At 60.5% G+C, this 19,234-nt stretch carries 17 protein-coding genes and 1 pseudogene; 1 reads left to right on the forward strand and 17 read right to left on the reverse strand.

The features are described 5' to 3' along the window. Positions 1–33 precede the first annotated feature (33 nt). The 15 genes and pseudogenes from der to FW756_RS10145 all read right to left on the reverse strand — a co-directional run bounded on the left by der (position 34) and on the right by FW756_RS10145 (position 15,332). Complete coding sequence (gene der / locus FW756_RS10075; protein ID WP_446430013.1) at positions 34–1,581, reverse strand: ribosome biogenesis GTPase Der; 1,548 nt, start codon at positions 1,579–1,581, stop codon at positions 34–36. Continuing rightward, positions 1,578–2,285: a (d)CMP kinase gene (gene cmk / locus FW756_RS10080; protein ID WP_446430014.1), complete on the reverse strand. Its 708-nt coding sequence runs from the start codon at positions 2,283–2,285 to the stop codon at positions 1,578–1,580. Before cmk ends, der begins: the two co-directional genes overlap by 4 nt. Then, positions 2,285–3,385: a prephenate dehydrogenase gene (locus FW756_RS10085; RefSeq protein ID WP_446430015.1), complete on the reverse strand. Its 1,101-nt coding sequence runs from the start codon at positions 3,383–3,385 to the stop codon at positions 2,285–2,287. The genes cmk and FW756_RS10085 overlap by 1 nt, the downstream gene beginning before the upstream one ends. 311 nt (positions 3,386–3,696) lie before the next feature. Next, positions 3,697–4,407, reverse strand: a pseudogene (locus FW756_RS10090) (pseudouridine synthase); the annotation flags it as partial. A gap of 130 nt (positions 4,408–4,537) precedes the next feature. Then, a complete protein-coding gene (gene scpB / locus FW756_RS10095) occupies positions 4,538–5,155 on the reverse strand; it encodes an SMC-Scp complex subunit ScpB (protein WP_446430016.1) in 618 nt (205 codons plus the stop codon). Then, positions 5,148–6,017 (reverse strand): segregation and condensation protein A, encoded by an 870-nt coding sequence (locus tag FW756_RS10100; protein WP_446430017.1) that lies wholly within the window; start codon positions 6,015–6,017, stop codon positions 5,148–5,150. Before FW756_RS10100 ends, scpB begins: the two co-directional genes overlap by 8 nt. Before the next feature lie 2 nt (positions 6,018–6,019). Beyond that, positions 6,020–6,871 (reverse strand): ParA family protein, encoded by an 852-nt coding sequence (locus tag FW756_RS10105; RefSeq protein ID WP_446430018.1) that lies wholly within the window; start codon positions 6,869–6,871, stop codon positions 6,020–6,022. 121 nt (positions 6,872–6,992) lie between these two features. Further along, positions 6,993–7,973, reverse strand: a complete 981-nt coding sequence (locus tag FW756_RS10110; RefSeq protein ID WP_446430019.1) for a site-specific tyrosine recombinase XerD — start codon at positions 7,971–7,973, stop codon at positions 6,993–6,995. Positions 7,974–7,978: 5 nt separating this feature from the next. Further along, positions 7,979–8,656, reverse strand: a complete 678-nt coding sequence (locus FW756_RS10115; RefSeq protein WP_446430020.1) for an NUDIX domain-containing protein — start codon at positions 8,654–8,656, stop codon at positions 7,979–7,981. Then, on the reverse strand, positions 8,640–10,346 hold the full coding sequence (locus FW756_RS10120; protein WP_446430021.1) for a CTP synthase: 1,707 nt from the start codon (positions 10,344–10,346) through the stop codon (positions 8,640–8,642). The genes FW756_RS10115 and FW756_RS10120 overlap by 17 nt, the downstream gene beginning before the upstream one ends. A 51-nt stretch (positions 10,347–10,397) precedes the next feature. Further along, on the reverse strand, positions 10,398–11,648 hold the full coding sequence (locus FW756_RS10125) for an AI-2E family transporter (protein WP_446430022.1): 1,251 nt from the start codon (positions 11,646–11,648) through the stop codon (positions 10,398–10,400). A 30-nt stretch (positions 11,649–11,678) separates the two neighbouring features. Beyond that, positions 11,679–13,373 carry a DNA repair protein RecN gene (recN, locus tag FW756_RS10130; protein WP_446430023.1) on the reverse strand — a complete coding sequence of 565 codons (1,695 nt, stop codon included), beginning with the start codon at positions 13,371–13,373 and terminating at the stop codon, positions 11,679–11,681. Next, positions 13,370–14,284, reverse strand: coding sequence for an NAD kinase (locus FW756_RS10135; protein ID WP_446430024.1), 915 nt, complete (start codon positions 14,282–14,284; stop codon positions 13,370–13,372). Before FW756_RS10135 ends, recN begins: the two co-directional genes overlap by 4 nt. Continuing rightward, positions 14,284–15,159, reverse strand: a complete 876-nt coding sequence (locus FW756_RS10140; RefSeq protein WP_446430025.1) for a TlyA family RNA methyltransferase — start codon at positions 15,157–15,159, stop codon at positions 14,284–14,286. Before FW756_RS10140 ends, FW756_RS10135 begins: the two co-directional genes overlap by 1 nt. Next, positions 15,159–15,332 (reverse strand): hypothetical protein, encoded by a 174-nt coding sequence (locus tag FW756_RS10145; protein WP_446430026.1) that lies wholly within the window; start codon positions 15,330–15,332, stop codon positions 15,159–15,161. The genes FW756_RS10140 and FW756_RS10145 overlap by 1 nt, the downstream gene beginning before the upstream one ends. 131 nt (positions 15,333–15,463) lie before the next feature. Between FW756_RS10145 and FW756_RS10150 the strand changes: the two genes are divergently transcribed. Continuing rightward, on the forward strand, positions 15,464–16,720 hold the full coding sequence (locus FW756_RS10150; RefSeq protein ID WP_446430027.1) for an Nramp family divalent metal transporter: 1,257 nt from the start codon (positions 15,464–15,466) through the stop codon (positions 16,718–16,720). A 69-nt stretch (positions 16,721–16,789) separates the two neighbouring features. On the opposite strand, the gene FW756_RS10155 is transcribed toward FW756_RS10150, so the two are convergent. Beyond that, a complete protein-coding gene (locus FW756_RS10155) occupies positions 16,790–17,824 on the reverse strand; it encodes an HAD-IIA family hydrolase (RefSeq protein ID WP_446430041.1) in 1,035 nt (344 codons plus the stop codon). 35 nt (positions 17,825–17,859) lie between these two features. Continuing rightward, positions 17,860–19,234 (reverse strand): hypothetical protein (locus tag FW756_RS10160; protein WP_446430028.1); only part of this gene is annotated, 1,375 nt, incomplete at its 5' end.

Below are 19,234 nucleotides of genomic sequence, written 5' to 3' on the forward strand. Positions count from 1 at the left end.
GGATCCGCCCCTCCGTTGTCGTATACGTCCGGATTACGGACGCGGGCGCTTCTCGCGAATACGCATGTTCAGCACAATTGGGCTGCCTTCGAAGTTGAAGGTCTCGCGCAGACGACGCTGGATGAAGCGGCGGTAGCCGGGATCCAGGAAGCCGGTCGTGAAGAGCACGAACGTGGGCGGACGGTTCTGCACCTGAGTACCGAAGAGAATACGGGGCTGCTTGCCACCGCGCACGGGGTGCGGGTTCTCCTGGGTGAGCTCTGCAACGAAAGCGTTGAACTTCGCTGTGGGGATACGTGAATCCCACGAGTCCAAAGCAGTTTCGAGCGCAGGAACGAGCTTCTCAAGGTGACGGCCGGTACGTGCCGAAATATTGACGCGCGGAGCCCAATCCACGTGAGCGAGGTCAGCCTCGATCTCACGCTCGAGGTAACGGCGTCGTTCATCGTCAAGCAGGTCCCACTTGTTGAACGCAAGTACCAGGGCACGGCCCGACTCAAGGACGAGGTCGATGATGCGCAGATCCTGATCGGAGATCTCCTGAGTCACATCAATCAGGACAACGGCGACCTCAGCCTTTTCAAGTGCGGCCTGAGTACGAAGGGTCGCGTAGAAGTCCGCGCCCTTCTGCTGGCGTACACGACGGCGGATACCTGCGGTATCAACGAAGGTCCAGACACGTCCCGCGATCTCGACCTGCTCGTCAACGGGGTCACGCGTGGTGCCTGCAAGCTCGTTGACGACAACACGCTCTTCACCTGCAGCTTTGTTGAGCAGGCTCGACTTACCCACGTTCGGGCGGCCAAGCAGCGCGACGCGACGGGGCCCTGCAAGCTTCGGAGCAGCAACAGCCGACTCCTTGGGCAGCGACTTCACGACGTCGTCGAGCAGGTCAGCTGCGCCACGACCGTGCAGCGCTGAGACGGCACGGGGCTCGCCAAGGCCGAGCGACCACAGCTGCGCAGCTTCGGGTTCGAGCACTGCATCATCAACCTTGTTTGCAACGAGGAAGACAGGCTTATTGGTACGGCGAAGCAGCTGTACCACGTGCTCATCGGTCGACGTCGGGCCAACACGTGAGTCAACAACGAAAAGCACAACGTCGCAGAGTTCGATTGCGATCTCAGCCTGGAGTGCGACCGACGCGTCGATACCCTTCGCGTCGGGCTCCCAGCCACCGGTGTCGACGAGTGAGAAGCGCTTGCCAGCCCACTCGGCGGTGTAGGTCACGCGGTCACGGGTCACACCAGGGATGTCTTCGACGACTGCCTCGCGGCGACCGAGGATACGGTTCACGAGTGCCGACTTGCCAACGTTCGGGCGACCAACGATTGCGACAACGGGAAGCGCCTCAGCAAGCTTCTCCTGGAAGCCAAGGAACTCACCGTCTTCACCGAAGAGCACCTGCTGGTCGTCCTCGTCAAGGTCAAACGCGTCGAGCGTTGAACGCATGCTGCGCAGGCGCTCCTCGTCGGTGAGCTCAGAGTCAAAGCCTTCGCCAACGATTACCTCGGTGGCGTCGATCTCGGAGACGTCGAATTCTTCGCCTGCCGGATCCAGTTGTTCGTTCTGGGTCGTCATCGGGGGTCCTGTTCCGAGGCACGGACGGCCTCTACGATGTCAATCACAGCCTGAATCGACTGTTCAAAGTCAAGATCGCTCGTATCAACGAGCGTTACCCCGGGAGCGGGGTGAAGGAAATCCACCACGAGCGCGTCTTTCGCATCGCGCGCGGTGATGTCAGCAAGCACCTGTTCGTGCGTTGCGCCAGGCAGTTCACCGGCGCGACGCGTGGCACGCACCTCGGGCGAAGCTGTCATCAGAATGCGTACGGGCGCATTCGGGGCGACAACGGTCGTGATGTCGCGACCTTCGATGACCACACCGGGAAGGCCCGATGTCGCCACGATGTCACGAAACATCTCGTTCAACCGTTCACGCACTTGGGGGTGCTTTGAGACTCTGCTCACCTGACCACTAATGGCAGGCTCACGAATCTCGGTTGTCACGTCGTGGGTGCGCTCACCGTCAGCGTGGGGCAGCACAACACCGATACGCTGCTCCCCCTGCAGTGTGGTCTGGTACGACCACGCATCCATGAGTTCGAGCACTGCTTGCTCATTTTCGAGATCGGTATTCGTGTGCAGCGCTGACCATGCGAGCGTGCGGTAGGCCGCGCCGGTGTCGAGAATGCCAAAACCTAGGCGATCCGCCGCCTGACGAGCGACGCTCGACTTGCCGCTGCCCGCTGGTCCGTCGATAGCGACGAGCATTACTTCAGTCATTACAGCGTCCTCCAGCCGCGCTCAGTCAGGTCGGTCGTCGCGCGCTCTGCCACTTCTGGCAGCACCGCGATCTCCGCGAATCCGATCTCTGCGCCTGGCGAATGTTCAAGGCGCAAGTCTTCCATATTAATGCCCAGATCTCCGAGTTCGGTGAGCAAGCGTGCCAGCTCGCCCGGCTGATCGTCGATGAGCACCGTAATTGAGGTAAATCTCTCACTGGATCCGTGCTTGCCAGGAAGGCGCTTTACCCCAAGATTTCCCTGTGCCATGAGGTCTGCAACTTGGCGGCGCGAGCCTGGAGCCTCGATCGCACGCAACGCGTCAGCGAACTGCTGCACATCTGCGACGAACGCGTCGAGCACCTCGACAATTGGTTCACTGTTCGCACCGAGAATCTGCACCCACAGCTCGGGATCACTCGCTGCAATGCGTGTCGTATCGCGGACGCCCGCTCCCGCAAGGTTCATCGACAGCTCAGGCGCTGGCACCAAGCGAGCAGCGAGCAGACTCGAAATCACCTGCGGCACGTGCGATACCAGGCCCACAGAACGGTCATGCTCTTCAGGAGTCATCTCGATCAATACCGAGCCGAGGTCCAGCGCAATCGCCTCGACCGCAGAGAGCACACTCGCCGGAGTTTCTTCATCGCGGCAGATCACCCAGGGTCGTGCGGTGAAGAGATCGGCGCGCGCCATGATTGCTCCGCCGCGCTCACGACCTGCCATCGGGTGCGAGCCGACGTAGTTCGTCAGGTCGACGCCGCGGCGCTTGAGCTCGACGAATGGCGCAAGCTTGACGCTCGCGACATCGGTGACGACGGCGTCAGGGAATCGGGCAAGTGCGCTCGCCACGACGTCAGCAACGACATCTGGTGGGGTTGCCACGATGACAATCGATGGATGCGGATCATGCTCGGCACGTGCACGACCGGCGCCGTAGTCTGCGGCGAGCGCGACCACGGTGGGCGACTGGTCTTCAAGGGTGACCTCGACACCGCGCTCACGTAGGCCGAGGCCGATGCTTGCGCCGAGAAGACCTGCACCAATGACGTGTACGGAACCCGTCACCCGGGTCACAAACGTGTGGGGAGCTGGACTCATCGCTGTCCTCCTCGGTTGTCACGGCGACCGGAGCCACCGCCGTTGTTCTTGCCACCGGGCTTGCCGCCGTTGCCACCGTTGCCACGTGGCTTGCCGCTGTCGGGCTTGCCGCCGCCATTGCCGCGACCTGCGCCACCACGGCCGTGTGGGTTGCCCTTTGCAGCGATGCCGCGCATGCCGCGAGCGCCTGCGCCGTCGCCTGGACGGCCTGCGGTGATCTCACGTCGTTTGTTGCGCACCTGCTGCTTCGCGGTGTTCTCGCTGTCACGGCTTGAGCGTGCGGTTTCTTTCTTGCCGCCGTCTTCAACCGCAGACAGAATCGCACCGCGCTCGGCTGCAGACATCTCGCGTAGTTCTCCCAAGCCAAGGGTGCCAAGGTTCAGTGGGCCGAAGCTGCGACGAACAAGTTCGAGGACCGGGTGGCCAACCTCGGCCATCATGCGACGCACGATGCGGTTTCGCCCCGAGTGAATGGTGAGTTCGATGAGTGTGTTCGTGCTGTTTGACGTGTCAGGGAGCAGCTTCACGCGATCCGCCCGAATCGGACCGTCTTTCAGTTCAATGCCGTCTTTAAGCGCTTGGACAGTTGCTGGGCGCACGCGGCCACGAACTTTCGCGATGTAGGTCTTTTGCACGCCAAAACTCGGGTGTGCGAGCGCGTGCGCGAGGTCACCATCGTTGGTCAAAATGAGCAGCCCGCTCGTATCGGTATCGAGTCGGCCGACGTTGTACAGGCGGTCAGCGGGAGTTGTGCCAACCTTCTCAGTAAATTCGCGCAGATCTGGGCGACCGTCTTCGTCTGCCATGGTCGATACGACACCGGTCGGCTTATTGAGTACGAAGTAGCGCTTCGACACATCGAGCTGCACCACGACGCCGTCGACGCGCACCTCGTCACCTGGGTTCAAGCGGGTACCGAGTTCGTGCTCCACCTCACCGTTGACGGTCACACGTCCCGTCGTGATGAGCGTCTCGCACGCGCGGCGCGATGCGATGCCTGCGTGTGCGAGGGCCTTCTGCAGACGGGGACGATCGTCAACCTGCGCGGGTGCAGCCTGCGCCCGCGGCTCCCAGCCAAACTCGGCGAGATCAACGTCGACTACTTCACCGTCGACGGTGAACGAGCCGCCAAAGTCGTTCGAGTCGTTGCGGTCAGAGTTCTTCATGATCAAATCCTTCGGTGCCGTCTTCCAGGAGCGGCGCGATTGGCGGAAGCTGTGACAGGTGGTCGATTCCAAGCTGCGTCAGCAGCATGTCACCTGTGCCATACAGGACCGCGTTCGTGTCGGGCTCGAGCCCTACCTCTTCCACGAGCCCGCGGCCCAGCAGGGTGCGTACTACTGAGTCTACGTTTACTGCGCGGATCGACGCGATTGCACCCCGCGTAATGGGCTGGCGATAGGCGATGACCGCGAGCGTTTCAAGCGCAGCCTGCGACAGTTTTGCTGGGGTGGTCTGCTGCACGAAGTCGGCCACGATCGGGTCAAGGCTTGCACGCGCGTAGAACCGGAATCCGTTTGCGGTTTCTCGCAGTTCAAAGCCGCGGGGCGTGCCGCTGCTTGCGAGCGTTTCGTCGGTCCCGTTGTAGTCGGCTACGAGTGAGGCGAGGGCGGATCGCACGAGCCGCACCGGGTGGTCGGTCGCAGCTGCAAGCTCAACAGCAGACAGGGAGTGATCTGCGACGATGAGCAACGCCTCGAGCTGCTGCGAAAGCGTGTGCGCTTCGCGCGCTGCGGCGAGCTCGGTTGTTGGTTGCTGTTCGTTAGTCATAATCACTTCCAAGGGTAGCGAGTTCGTCGTCGCTCCAGTCTTCGCCAACCCACTGGACGTGGAGGTCGCCGAGTGGTTCAGCCTGGTCAAAAAGTACTGAACCTCGACGGTACAACTCGAGTATCGCAAGGAAGCGAGCAACAATCACACCACGTTCAGTTGTCGCGTCAACTCCTGCAATGAGATGCCGAAAGTTCAGTGCACCGTCACTGCGCAACATCGCAACGACGATCGCAGCCTGTTCACGGATCGAGACAAGCGGTGCGTGAAGGTGGTCAAGACCAACCATAGGAATTGCGCGCGGTGTGAACGCAAGGGTTGCGATCGTGGCAAAGTCTTGCGGGGTCAGCGTCCACACAAGTTCAGGGCCAGCACTGCGGTACTTGGCATCGAGTGGCACCTGTCGCGGGTGGCGGCCTGCCTCGGTGACAAACTTTTCAGCGAACCATGCGCTCGCCTGCTTGAACGCGCGATACTGCAACAGTCTGGCAAAGAGCAGGTCGCGTGCTTCGAGCAACGCAATATCTTCAGCATCGACAGCTTCTCCCTGCGGCAACAAGCTTGCGATCTTCATGTCGAGCAGCGTCGCTGCGACCACCAGAAACTCAGACGCCTGGTCGAGTTCGATAAGTCCTTGCCCTTCAAGGGTCGCAAGGTATGCAATGAACTCGTCAGTGACCAGGCTTAACGACACTTCAGTAATGTCAAGCTCGTGTTTGCCGATGAGGTTAAGGAGCAGATCGAACGGCCCGTCGAAGACTTCAAGGCGAACTCTGAAGCCGGCGCCATCTGCGCCCGGCTGACTGCCAGGCGTTACCGTGTCTGGCGTCTCAGCGTGATCGTGCATGTGAGCGCCAGTCATCGTCATGCGACTATGCCGCGCTGCACGATCTCACGTGCGAGCGTGAGATAGGCCTCAGCTGCAGCGTTCGACGGCGCGTAGTCGAGGATCGACTGTGCCGCAACAGATGCGTCTGGCAACTTGACCGTTCGGCCAATCACGGTGTCAAAGGTCTTCTCGCCGAAGGTTTCAACCACGCGTTCAAGGACTTCGCGTGCGTGCAACGTACGCGGGTCATACATCGTAGCAATGATGCCATCGAGCTCAAGCGCAGGGTTGAGCCGATCGCGCACCTTTTCGATGGTCTCAATAAGCAATGCAACGCCGCGAAGTGCAAAGTACTCACACGCAAGCGGAATGAGGACACCGTGCGCAGCGGTGAGCGCATTCACCGTGAGCAGCCCGAGCGAAGGCTGGCAGTCGATGAGGATGACGTCATAGTCATCAACAACACGACGGAGCACGGAGCCAAGGATCTGCTCGCGTGCGACCTCACTCACGAGGTGCACTTCTGCTGCTGACAGGTCAATGTTTGCTGGAATCACGTCAAGCCCAGGGGTCGCCGTGCCCTGAATAACCTCGTGCGGGTTCTTGATCTTGCCAAGCATGAGGTCATAGATCGTAGGAACCTCGTGCGCGGGAACACCAAGCCCCGCAGACAGCGCACCCTGAGGATCGAAATCTACCGCGAGGACCTTACGCCCGTATCGAGCGAGGGCAGCGCCCAGATTAATCGTGGTCGTCGTCTTGCCGACGCCACCCTTCTGGTTACACATCGCGATGATGCGTGCGGGACCGTGTGTTTCAAGGAACTCAGGCGGAGTAATGACACGCACCGGTCGACCGGTTGGTCCGAGCTCGCCTTTGTCCGCCATAACGCACTCTCCTTGGGGGTCGTGATTCGGCTCAAGCTTATCGCTCGCCACCGACATTCGAAGGTAGTTTCACGGTGTGTATTCCCCCGGCGCACAGCGTCTACCGCACGGCGATTGTTCGCTACTTCGCCCGCGGATGTGACATCACATAGTGTTCGCGCAACGTATCCGGGGTCACCTGCGTGTAAATCTGCGTCGTCGTGACGGATGAATGCCCAAGCAACTCCTGCACGGTACGCACGTCAGCGCCGCCTGCGAGTAAGTGCGTGGCAAATGAATGACGCAGCGTGTGCGGTGAAACCTCGGCGGTGATCTCTGCCCGATCCGCCGCCGCACGAATGACCAGCCAGGCACTCTGCCGCGAGAGCCTGGCACCGCGCGGACCAACGAACAACGCCGGCGTCCCCTTGCCCCGCTCGACCATGGCAGGCCGCGCGCGCACGAGATACGCCGCGAGCGCCGCACCAGCGTGACGACCGTATGGCACGATCCGCTGCTTCGATCCCTTGCCAGTCACACGGAGAAAACCGCCGTCGCTGAGTACCCGCGTGGGATCCGCCCATGCGTCACCCGCGGAATGCCCACCAACCAGGTCATCAAGATCGAGCGCAGCGACCTCGCTCACACGCGCACCGCTCGCGTACAACAGCTCAAGCAGCGCGCGATCGCGCAAAGCGACCGGATCATCACCGGCCGTCGCATCGAGCAACGCGGTTACATCTTCAATGGTGAGCGCCTTCGGGAGCCGCTGGGCTTTCTTGGGGGTGCGTACTCCGCGTCCGGCGAACTCTTCGAGCAGGCCTTCCTCGAACAAGAAGCGATGCAGTCCACGCACGGTCGATGTTCGACGCGTCACCGTTGCTGGTGATAGGGGCGCGGACCCCTCAGCGGCATCAGCAGCACCCGCCGAGAGGCTCACCACGAAGGCAGAGAGGAGCGCGGGGGTTACCTGCGCTAGATCCACGATACGTTCGCCAGCCAACCATTCACCGTAGGCGGCAAGGTCAGCACGGTATGCCTTGAGGGTGTTTTCTGAGAGCCCTCGCTCGATCACGAGATGGCGCAGCCAACGCTCGGCAGCCGTGTCAAAGGTGACCGCCATAGAGGCTACTTTGAACGCTCGCCGCGCACGATGTCACGTGCAGGCCAAGGGGTATCTGGGGTTCGCAACGTTGCCCAGTCGAGTGAGCGTGCAGTTGCCGCGGCAAGAATGCCGCCCGCAGTGACAGCGTTCTTCACTCGACCTTCAAGGACGGCAAGTACTGCCTCTTCAAGGGGCACCCAGGTGGTGAGCATGTCTGCTTCTTCTGCCTCACGCACGAACGTGTGCTTGGTCGGGTGCACGTCACGTGCGAGGAAGACGCGCATGGCTTCTGATGATCCACCCGGCGTGAGGAACATGTCAATGAGCAAGTCCCAACGCTCGGCTGCGAGGTCGGCCTCTTCCGCGAGTTCTCGTGCTGCGGCCAGATGACCTGGCTCCCCCGCGACGTCCATGAGGCCAGCGGGGAGTTCCCAATCGCGGTGTGCGATCGGGTGTCGGTACTGCTGAATAAGCAGTACGCGTCCGGCATCGTCGAGCGCAACGACCGCGACGGCACCGGGATGATCTATGTAGTCACGTTCGAGCTCTGCATCGCCGTAGACGAAGCGATCTCGTCGAACATCCCACACGTAGCCGGTAGCGACGAGCTCGCTCGCGAGCACCTGCACGTCGTGTGCAGGTGCGTCAACGAGCGAGCCGTCGAACGAAGCCCCGAGAACGGGGTTAGGCGTTTGCGCCACCGTTGCTCTCCACCTCGAAGAGGTGCGTTGCCTCGCGGCGGGCGATAGCTGCACCAACCAGACCAGCAAAGAGGGGGTGCGGCGTACCAGGGCGTGATCGCAGCTCGGGGTGTGCCTGAGTCGCGATGTAGTACGGGTGGACCTCGCGGGGAAGCTCGACGAACTCGACGAGTTCACCATCTGGGCTGGTGCCCGAGAAGCTCAAGCCAGCAGCCGCGATCTGATCGCGGAACTGGTTGTTGACCTCGTAGCGGTGGCGGTGACGCTCTTCGACCATGGTCGAACCGTAGAGCTCAGCAGCGAGCGAGCCTTCAGCAAGTTTTGCATCGTACAGGCCGAGGCGCATGGTGCCCCCGAGGTCGCCACCATCAATGTGCTCACGCTGCTCAGCCATCGTTGCGATGACGGGCACTGCGGTCTCAGGATCAAACTCAGTCGACGATGCGCTCTCAAGGCCAGCGACGTTGCGTGCATATTCGATGACCATGGCCTGCATGCCGAGGCAGAGACCGAGCGCGGGAAGACCGTTCTCGCGGGCGAAACGGAGCGCACCAAGCTTGCCCTCGATGCCGCGAATGCCGAAGCCACCAGGAACGCAAATTGCATTCATGTCGCTGAGCTGCTCACGAGCACCTTCTGGAGTTTCGCACGTGTCAGCGGGGATCCACTTGATGTTGACCTTGGTCGCGTGCGCGAAGCCACCTGCGCGGAGCGCCTCGGTGACCGAGAGGTACGCGTCAGGAAGGTCAATGTACTTGCCAACAAGACCGATGGTGACTTCACCCTTCGGGTTGTGCACTGAGTCAAGTACTGGCTGCCATGCGGCCCAGTCGACCTGCGGTGCACGGTCTGCAAGGTTCAGGTGCTCAACAACGGTCTGATCGAGACCCTGATCGTTGAACAGCTTCGGCAGATCGTAGATGCTCTTGACGTCAATCGCGTTCACGACTGCGCCTTCTTCGACGTCACACATGAGTGCGATCTTCGAGAGGTTCTCCTTCGTGACCGGGCGATCACTGCGCAGAACGAGTGCGTCTGGCTGGATACCAACGGAGCGGAGCGCTGCGACTGAGTGCTGCGTCGGCTTGGTCTTCTGTTCGCCTGAAGCGCCCATGAAGGGGACCAATGAAACGTGAACGAAGATAACGTTCTTACGGCCGAGTTCGTGACGCACCTGACGTGCAGACTCGAGGAAGGGCTGTGATTCGATGTCACCAACGGTGCCACCGATTTCGGTGATGATGACGTCTGGCTGCGGATCCTGCTCAGCCTGCAAGCGCATACGGCGCTTGATCTCGTTGGTAATGTGCGGGATGACCTGAACAGTCGCACCAAGGTAATCGCCGCGGCGCTCTGCTGCGAGCACGTCAGAGTAAATCTGGCCGGTCGTCACGTTCGCTGCGCGCGAGAGGTTGATACCGAGGAATCGCTCGTAGTGACCAATGTCAAGATCGGTTTCGGCACCGTCGTCAGTCACGAAGACCTCGCCGTGCTCGAACGGGTTCATAGTTCCCGGATCGACGTTCAGGTAAGGGTCAAGCTTCTGCATGACCACGTGCAGACCGCGCGCGGTGAGCAGGTTACCCAGGCTGGCTGCCGTCAAACCCTTGCCGAGCGACGACACGACGCCACCGGTGACAAAGATGTGCTTGGTCGTTTTACGCTGTTCCGCGTTTAGCTCTGCTTCCACGGGCTTTGATCCTATCAGCTGTTTCTGAGGAGTGATGGACAGATACTCGAATTATCGAGTTTCTTGGCGTGGAACCCAGACCTGCTTGACGATCATCAGGATCGATGCAGTCACTGGGATCGAGATGAGCGCACCGAGCAGACCAAGCAAAGTGCCGCCTGCGAGTGCGCCAATCACGACCAGCGCGCCGGGAACCGCAACGACACGATTCATGATGCGCGGAGTGAACACGTACGATTCGATCTGCATGTACACGAGGTAATAAATTACGGCGATAAGTGCAGTCATCGGCGAGTTGAAGAGGGCCACAATTCCCACGAGCACGGTAGCCATGACCGAACCGATGAGCGGGATCAGCGCGAGGATGAAGACGCCTACCGCGACCAAGCCCGAGAACGGAACGCCGACGATGAGCATCATGATGAAGCCCAAGACCGAGTTCATGAGCGCAAGCAGCACCATGCCATTCACGTAGCCGCCAACAGATCCTGCGACCTGCTCGGTGATATCGATGACCTTCGCACGACCACTGCGCGGCACGAGGGTGTAGAACCCGCGCTTGATCGAGCGCATCGAAGACAAGAAGTAGAGGCTCAGGATGAGGATAATGAGCGCGGCAGTGAGCCCATTCGCAATGCCCATACCTGCCTGCCAAACACCGCCAGCAACCTGGGTCCAGTTTTCGGGCCTGCTGATGAGGTCCTGACCTGACTTCAACAGTGCCTGGAAGTCGACGTACTGACCAAAGCGCTCGTTGATGTCCTTGTACCAACTCTTCGACGTAATGTCGGTGACGAGTTCAGGGGCGCTTTGGATCAGCAGATTGATCTGGTGAGCGATCATCGGGATGACGATCGCAAGAATTGTCGCGATAATTGCAATGAAGCCGAGGAACACTACGGCGATGCCCACGGGGCGCTTCATGCCTCGCTTCTCAAACTTGCGTACCAGCGGATCGAGTCCGAGCGCGATGAAGAGCGCCGCGACCACGTACATGATGATCGTGCTGAGCTGCCCGAACATGTCGCCCACAAGAATTGCAACGAGCACACCAAGCGTGATGGTGAATCCCAATACGAAGGGGCTTCGCATGGTGACGAAGCGATTGCGCTTGTCTACGGATTCGTTTTGAGCCTCGACCGCCGCTGATCGCGCGTCTCGATATAGCTCTCGGAGGTCGGCATCCATCTCTTCGATGTTTGCGTGCACGATGCCTGGTTCGGTCACCGGCTGGGCTTCAGCGACCGGTTCTTCGGTCGTCGAAGCGGCGTCTTCGTTCTTGTGCCCGAATAGCTTGCTCATAGCGTCAGATTATCAGAGCGATGGAGCTTCTCAACGGGCAAGTTCTAACAGTTCGGTTGCATGCTCACGCGCGCTCTCTGACGTAGAGAGACCAGAGAGGAGCCTTGCCATCTCATCAATTCGTGCTTCACCTGACAGCCTGGTACAACTGCTCTCGGTGTAGCCGCCTGACGAGTCTTTGACGACCTGCAGGTGATTGCTCGCGAAGGCGGCGACCTGCGCAAGGTGGGTCACCACGATGACCTGCGAGGTCTGTGCGAGACGCGCAAGACGACGGCCGATTTCGATCGCTGCTGCACCACCAATGCCCGCGTCAACCTCGTCAAACACGAAGGTTGGTACCGGGTCTGCGCCAGCAAGCACCACCTCAAGCGCGAGCATGACGCGTGACAGCTCGCCACCTGATGCGCTTTTCGCGACCGGTCGCGGAGTTGCGCCCGGATGCGGGCTCAGCAGAAACTGCACTTCGTCGGCACCGTGCCGGGCAGGAACCGCAAGCGGGTCAACCGCCACGATGAAATCTGCATCTGGAAGAGCGAGCTGGCGCAGTTCGGCGGTCACGCCCTTGCGAAGCTTTGTCGCTGCCTTGGTGCGAAGCTCAGTGAGCTTGGCTGCGAGTTCAGTCTCCAGCACTCGACACTCATCGAGAAGCGCGGTAAGCGCCTCCTCTGAGCTGCCTTCGCCGTCGATCTCGAGCAAGCGTTGCCCGGCCGTCTCTGCGTACGCGAGAACTGCTTCAGAATCTTCACCGAAGAGCCGCAGCACACGGGTGAGCGCCGACATACGGTCGTTCGCGCGTTCGAGCTCTGCGGGGCCCTCTTCATCGAGATCGCTTGCGTACTCGGCAAGATCACGACCGGCGTCTGCGAGTTGGAATCGCGCCTCGCGCAGCGTGTTCGCAACCGCGTCGAGACGTGGATCGACTCCGGTGACTCGTTCCAGTTGGTGCAACGCATCATCGATGAGCCCGGTAGCATCGCGTGCCATCGGGTCATCGTCTTCGCTCGCAACGGCTTCTTGGGCTGCAGTCGCCGCACCGCGCAGCGCTTCAACGTTTGCGAGCACCTCGATGCGGGCTGCGAGTTCGCGCTCTTCACCTGGTGCAGGGCTGACCTCTTGGATGAGTTCAAGCTCTTCCCGCAATCGGTTCGCCTCAGCAGAAATCGCGTCTCTGGTTTCACGAAGCTCAGTGATCCTGCGTTCGAGTTCGATTCGCTCATCATGTGCGGCGCGATACTTTTTTGCCACAGCTGCCAACCCTGGGCCAGCAAACCGGTCAAGGGTTTCACGCTGCGCGGCTGTGGACTTGAGCCGCAATTGTTCGGATTGCCCGTGCACCGCGAACAACTGTTCTGCAAGTCTGCCGAGCGCACCAACAGGTACACCGACGCCACCGGCAACTGCGCGGCTGCGACCCTCGGCGTTGACCGTGCGGCTTAGTACGAGTTCGTCTTCTTCAATGTCACCGCCAACTTCGTCGACGATGTCAGCGACGCCTGGAAGTTCAGCGGGTTCTACCCGAATGATTCCGCTGACGCGGGCCTGCGATGCTCCCGCACGCACGCTGCTTGCGTCGGCTCTGGAACCCATGAGCAGACCAAGTGCGGTCACCACCATGGTCTTACCGGCACCGGTCTCACCTGTAATAGCGGTAAAGCCTGGCCCGAGTGGCAGCACAGTTTCGGCGATGACGCCGAGGTCGCGGATCTGCAGCTCCTCAATCATGCAGCACGACCTCCGTGCCCCCGCCAGCCTTCAACCGGGAGGTGGAACTTTCGTACCAAGCGCTCAGAGAACGGAGCCTCGTCAAGTCGTGCAAGCTTCACGGTCTGTTCTGACCTGCAGACCGTCACGATGGCACCTGCTGGCAGCTCAGTACGTCGCCGACCGTCACACCACATGACTCCTGGCCCAATATTCTCAGGGAGAATCTCGACAGTAATCGTTGATTCTGGTCCGGTGACAACCGGACGGTTGAAGAGGGCGTGGGCTGCAATTGGCACCATGAGGAGAGCCTGAACCCCAGGCCAAACCACTGGCGCACCTGCCGAAAACGCATATGCGGTTGACCCTGTCGGAGTAGCGACGACCACACCGTCACAGGCAAATGACGTCAGTGGTCGACCGTCGACGCCTGTTGCCACCTCGAGCATGCGTCGACGCTTTTCGACACTGACTTCGTTGAGCGCCCATGTCGTAGCGATAGTTTCGCCCTCATGCTCGGCGCGAACATCAAGCGTGAGACGTTCTTCGACCGTGTATCTGCGCTGCAGCACGCAATCAATCGTGAACTCAAGATCATGCATCTCCATCTCGGCGAGGAAGCCAACATGGCCAAGATTCACGCCGACGATCGGGCAGGCTGAGCCGCGTAGGACTTCTGCCGCACGAAGAATGGTGCCATCCCCACCGAGCACGATTGCTGCTTCGAGGTCATCAATGTCAGCGTCGACACCCAGCACTTCAGTGCGGGCTGGGGCAAGATACGGCGCGAACTCTGCCTGATCATCTTCGGTCAGCACGGGAACAACATCGCGCTCACGCAGCCGGCGCACGGTCTCTACTGTTGCGCTGACTGCCTCTTCACGGAATGTATGCGAGACAATCAGCATGCGCCGCACGGGTGCCTGTGTCATCAGTTCGTCCTCCCAGTTGCCGCTCCGCTGCGATCAGCAGACACCGCACACACATCGGTGATCCGCGTCTCCCATTCTGTCTGATCGGCGGGCGTACCGCGCGCGATCCACAAAAGAAATTCTCGATTGCCTTCACCGCCAAGAATTGGCGAGGGAGCGAGACCACGTGTCACGAACCCGTGTTCTGCTGCCGATCGCATCACGGTGCGGATCGCCTGCGCCCACTGTTCTGGGTCGAGAACGATGCCGTTACGCACCCGACCCACTTCGAATTGTGGCTTCACGAGCACTGCGGCTTCGGCGTCATCGCTCGCGCAGCGCGCGATCGCGGGCAAGATGTGCGTCAACGAAATAAACGAGAGATCTGCGACGATCAGGCTCGGGCGCTCAGCGACTCCTGTGAGATCGGCTAGCCGCTCTGCTGTGAGTTCTCGGGCATTGCACCCCTCGATTGAGCGAACGCGCGGATCAGCAGCAATCTCTGGCACCATCTGATCGTGCCCAACGTCAATCGCGAGCACCACTTCGGGATCATGCTCAAGCAACACCTGGGTAAACCCACCTGTCGAGGCACCGAGGTCCATCGCCACGCGACCCGCTGGCTGCAACCCAAACTCGGCAATCGCAGCGACGAGCTTATGCGCGCCACGACTGACAAAGCGATCTTCGCCGGTCACAGTGACCTGCGTACCCGATGCGATTTTCATTCCGGCTTTCTTCGCGGAGATGCCGTCGCAAGCTACCGCGCCCTCAGCAATGAGTTCTGCTGCACGACTTCTGGATCGTGCAAGCCCAAGCTCCGCGATCACTCGATCGAGCCGCGCGTCGGACCCTTCCCAGACAGCGCTGCGCTGGAGCTCAGTGGGTTCAGTCATCACTCTGCACTCACGTCGCTACGTTCGAGTTCGCTGACCAGCTCGGTGTACATGCGCTCGAACCCGGGTGCTCGCTCAGCAAGCGGCAGCGCTTCGACTGCTGTGAGCTGTTCAGCGCACCGCTCAACAGCTTCAGCATGGCCGAGCGCTCCGGGATCGTGCTGCGTATTCATGTACTCCAGACTATCTCTGCCCACTGACACTGGACATCGAACTGAGGCAGACGAGAAGTAATTTGTGCACGAAGAACAAGAGTTCGCCGTGACGAAGAGAGAACTTGCCAGTATGAAATACACTTGCCGGTATGCCCCGGACTTCGACGATCACGCTGCGCACATCTCCGCATCGCTTGGTTGCTCTTCTTGGCCCTGCCTTCGTCGCAGCGATCGCATACGTTGATCCCGGAAACGTCGCGGCGAATGTCTCTGCTGGCGCCGAGTACGGCTATCTCCTGCTGTGGGTGCTCGTTCTGGCAAACTGCATGGCGGCCATCGTGCAGTACCTTTCTGCGAAACTCGGCCTCGTCACGGGAAAAAGCCTCCCTGCGATCCTCGGGAAACGGCTCTCCCCGTGGAACCGGCGCCTGTACTGGCTCCAGGCAGAGCTCGTTGCTGCTGCAACTGACCTAGCCGAGGTCATCGGCGGTGCACTCGCGTTGTACATCTTGTTCGGTATTCCGCTGCTTCCAGGCGGGGTGATCGTCGGCGTCCTTTCCATCCTCATTCTGATGTTGCAAGGCAAACGGCAGCGCCAGTTTGAGGGCGTCATGATCTTCATGCTGATCGTGATCACCGTTGGCTTCGTCGGCGGCCTGCTCTTCGTGAACATCAACCCAGCGGAGCTCGTTGCTGGTCTTGTGCCGCGTTTCGCAGACGTGCAGTCGCTACTCCTCGCGACGAGCATGCTCGGCGCAACGATCATGCCGCACGCCATCTATCTACATTCATCGCTCTCGCGTGATCGTCACGGGCCGGCAATCGAGGCCTCCGGATCCGATCCGCACCTCATCAAGCGCCTCCTGCGGGCGTCAAAGGTTGATGTCTTCCTCGCGCTCGTCCTCGCAGGCGGGGTCAACATCGCAATGCTCGTTCTCGCAGCTGCAAGTCTGCAGGGTGTCGATGGCACTGACTCCATCGATGGCGCAGCAAATGTCATCTCCTCGCACCTGGGTGCGGGCGTCGGCATCGTATTCGGCATTGGCCTGCTCGCCTCTGGTCTCGCCTCGACCTCTGTTGGCGCGTACGCTGGGGCAGAAATCATGGCTGGCCTCCTGCGGGTGCGGATCCCCCTACTCGTCCGCCGTGTGGTCACCCTGTTGCCTGCACTCGTCGTTCTCGGGGCTGGCATCGATCCAACATGGTCGCTCATCATTAGCCAGGTCGTGCTCTCGTTCGGTTTGCCGTTCGCAATCATTCCGCTCGTCGCACTCACTGGCAAGACCGAGCTCATGGGTAAGTTCGTGAACCGGCTTCCCCTGCGAATTGCAGGCATCGCAATAGCAGGCGCAATCGTCGTGCTCAATGGCGCGCTCATTGTGCTCGAACTAGGTGGCATTGCCTAGAAATACAAAAATCCCGCTTGGCGCGAACCATTGCTGGTGCCGCTCCAAGCGGGATTCATGTCATTCTGGCTAGATGCGCCAGTGATCCTCATAAATAATCTCAGGAACTTTGAGACCGTAAATTGCCAGGCCAGAGTTCCAAATCGCGCCACAACCGGCACGGAGCAAATTGATCGCGCTGTCACCCTCGTCAACGACGCTGGCGATGTGTCCGTCCATGCGCACACGTGCGCTCCCAACACTCACCGAGCCATCACGGCGGATCTCAGTCGCGGGATACGGCTCAAACAGCTCGGCCAGCGAAGCGACGATGTAGTTCGGACGCATGTCCTGCGAGGCGGCGACCAACTGCTTTGGCCGATCCGCGCCCGTGAGGACGTGCAACGATGCAATACCAGCCTCGATTGCACCCTTGATATCGGTGTCGAGGCGGTCTCCAAGCATGAGCGGGTTCTTCGCACCGAACCGTGATGCTGCCGTCTCAAACATCGGACGCTCAGGCTTACCTGCAAACTCAGGAAGACGCTGAACGGCAGTGTGTACCGCCGACACGAGTGTGCCGTTGCCGGGTGCGAGCCCGCGTGCGACCGGAATCGTCCAGTCAGTATTCGTCGCAACCCACGGCAGCGGATCGCGACCGGGCTGATCCGCAAGTGCAAATGCTGCCTCTGCAAGCTCGGTCCAGCCCACCTCAGGCGCGAAACCCTGCACGACAGCGTCTGGGTTGTCGTCAGCGCTACGCGTGGTACGGAAGCCTGCCTTCGACAGCTCATCCATAATGCCCTCGCCACCGATGACAAACACCAGAGAACCTGGCGCAACGCGCTCACGCAGCACGGTCACCGCAGCCTGGGGTGACGTGACAACCTGATCCACAGCGGCCTTAAGACCAAGGCTTTGCAGATGGGCTGCCACGTCACGATCAGTCCGCGAAGCATTATTCGTGAGGTAACCGACTTGCATCGACTCTGCAGCACGGTTCAGATGCTCAACAGCACCTGGGATTGCACCGGCGCCGCGATACACGACGCCGTCGAGGTCGGTCAGGATCGCATCGCGACCCACAATCGGCGCGTCAATCATCTTGCCGCGTCGGCTAAACATCCCCACGATTACCCTCCCAGGTGCTCGGCGTTTGACTAGTCGTTCTTTGAATCCGTTGCTGCGTCGGCGTCATCCGCGTCTTCAGCGGCGGGAGCCGTCTCAGCAGCGTCATCTTCAGCCGCCTCGTCACCCGCAGTATCGACGATACCTGCCTCAGCGAGGAGCTCAGCGACCTCATCCTCGATGCTCATGACGTCTTCTGCGGTATCAGCGTCGGCATCAGCATCGGCATCAGTCTCTGCCTGCGAGCCCTCGTGCATCTCGTCAGCGAGGACTTCGTCTGCGAGCTCAGCAATCGCCGCTGTTTCAGCATCACGATCTGCTTCTGCTGCGTGATCGTCTACTTCATCAGCCTCGTCAGCGTGACGATCTTCTGCAGCGTACTCATCCTCATCGAACTCGATGGGTTCTTCCGACTCAACGATCTCGAAGACTTCGAGCTGGTCGAATCCAGCCGCATGCTCGTGCAGTGCCTCGGCAGCGCGATCCGCGTAGGCAAACCACTTCTCGGCTTCTTCAGTACGGCCGAGATCCTCAAGCACGGTCGCATATGCGCCGAAGAGCTCAGGGCTCCATGAGAATGCACGGTTCGGATTCAGCTCAGGGATCTCAAGCTCAAGCAGCGCCTGCTGCGTCTGGTTGAGATCAAGACGTGCACCTGACATCGCAATCGCGAGATGCACGCGCTGCTCAGTCTCGAGCTTGCTCGCGTCAACGGCGAGACCAGCTTCAATGGCCTTGTCTGGGCGCTCCATGCCACGCTCAGAATCAACAAGGATTGCAATGTGATCATCACGACCGCTGATACGACGGAAGGTGCGGATCTCGCGAAGTGCGAGTGCAAAGTCGCCGGTGCGGTACGCAGTCATCGCAAGAGTCTCACGAGCTACCGGGATTCGGCCTGCACGACGGCTCGCCGAAATTGCGTGCTCGTGTGCGAGCGCAGGTTCATCGTCGATGAGCAATGCGACCATAGCGAGGTGGCGTGCAACCTTCTCGGCGGTCTCAGCCTGGAGGGTCTTCAGTTCAACGCGCGCCGCGGGATGCAGATCGCGTTCGGTGATGGAATCCGGGATCTGCGGGTCTTCGTGCTCAGCACGGACGGGACGCAGCGAGTGCTGAAGGCGCTCTGCCTCGGTAAACTCACGATCTGCTCCACCGCGGTCGCTGCGGTTGCCACCACGGGTGCCACCGCGGCCGTAGTCACCTCCGCGATCATCGCGGCCGTCACGGTCAAAAGGGCGGCGGCCCCCACGATCACCGCGGTCGTTACGGTCGTTGAAACGACGGTCGCCGCCACGGTCATCGCGGTTGAACGGCTTACGATCGCCACCACGATCATCACGGTTACGATCACCGTAACCGCCCTGACGACGATCGCCGTCACGGTTGAAGGGCTTACGGTCACCG

Source organism: Leucobacter sp. 1207-22, from assembly GCF_052850455.1.

What these genes read in the sequence shown, in the direction of transcription:
- FW756_RS10105 (WP_446430018.1), bottom strand. Translation starts at nt 6,871, where the DNA reads ATGGCGGACAAAGGCGAGCTCGGACCAACCGGTCGACCGGTGCGTGTC.
- cmk (WP_446430014.1), bottom strand. Translation starts at nt 2,285, where the DNA reads ATGACTGAAGTAATGCTCGTCGCTATCGACGGACCAGCGGGCAGCGGC.
- FW756_RS10110 (WP_446430019.1), bottom strand. Translation starts at nt 7,973, where the DNA reads ATGGCGGTCACCTTTGACACGGCTGCCGAGCGTTGGCTGCGCCATCTC.
- FW756_RS10145 (WP_446430026.1), bottom strand. Translation starts at nt 15,332, where the DNA reads ATGAATACGCAGCACGATCCCGGAGCGCTCGGCCATGCTGAAGCTGTT.
- der (WP_446430013.1), bottom strand. Translation starts at nt 1,581, where the DNA reads ATGACGACCCAGAACGAACAACTGGATCCGGCAGGCGAAGAATTCGAC.
- recN (WP_446430023.1), bottom strand. Translation starts at nt 13,373, where the DNA reads ATGATTGAGGAGCTGCAGATCCGCGACCTCGGCGTCATCGCCGAAACT.
- FW756_RS10100 (WP_446430017.1), bottom strand. Translation starts at nt 6,017, where the DNA reads ATGACTGGCGCTCACATGCACGATCACGCTGAGACGCCAGACACGGTA.
- scpB (WP_446430016.1), bottom strand. Translation starts at nt 5,155, where the DNA reads ATGACTAACGAACAGCAACCAACAACCGAGCTCGCCGCAGCGCGCGAA.
- FW756_RS10085 (WP_446430015.1), bottom strand. Translation starts at nt 3,385, where the DNA reads ATGAGTCCAGCTCCCCACACGTTTGTGACCCGGGTGACGGGTTCCGTA.
- FW756_RS10140 (WP_446430025.1), bottom strand. Translation starts at nt 15,159, where the DNA reads ATGACTGAACCCACTGAGCTCCAGCGCAGCGCTGTCTGGGAAGGGTCC.
- FW756_RS10155 (WP_446430041.1), bottom strand. Translation starts at nt 17,824, where the DNA reads ATGTTTAGCCGACGCGGCAAGATGATTGACGCGCCGATTGTGGGTCGC.
- FW756_RS10125 (WP_446430022.1), bottom strand. Translation starts at nt 11,648, where the DNA reads ATGAGCAAGCTATTCGGGCACAAGAACGAAGACGCCGCTTCGACGACC.
- FW756_RS10135 (WP_446430024.1), bottom strand. Translation starts at nt 14,284, where the DNA reads ATGACACAGGCACCCGTGCGGCGCATGCTGATTGTCTCGCATACATTC.
- FW756_RS10150 (WP_446430027.1), top strand. Translation starts at nt 15,464, where the DNA reads ATGCCCCGGACTTCGACGATCACGCTGCGCACATCTCCGCATCGCTTG.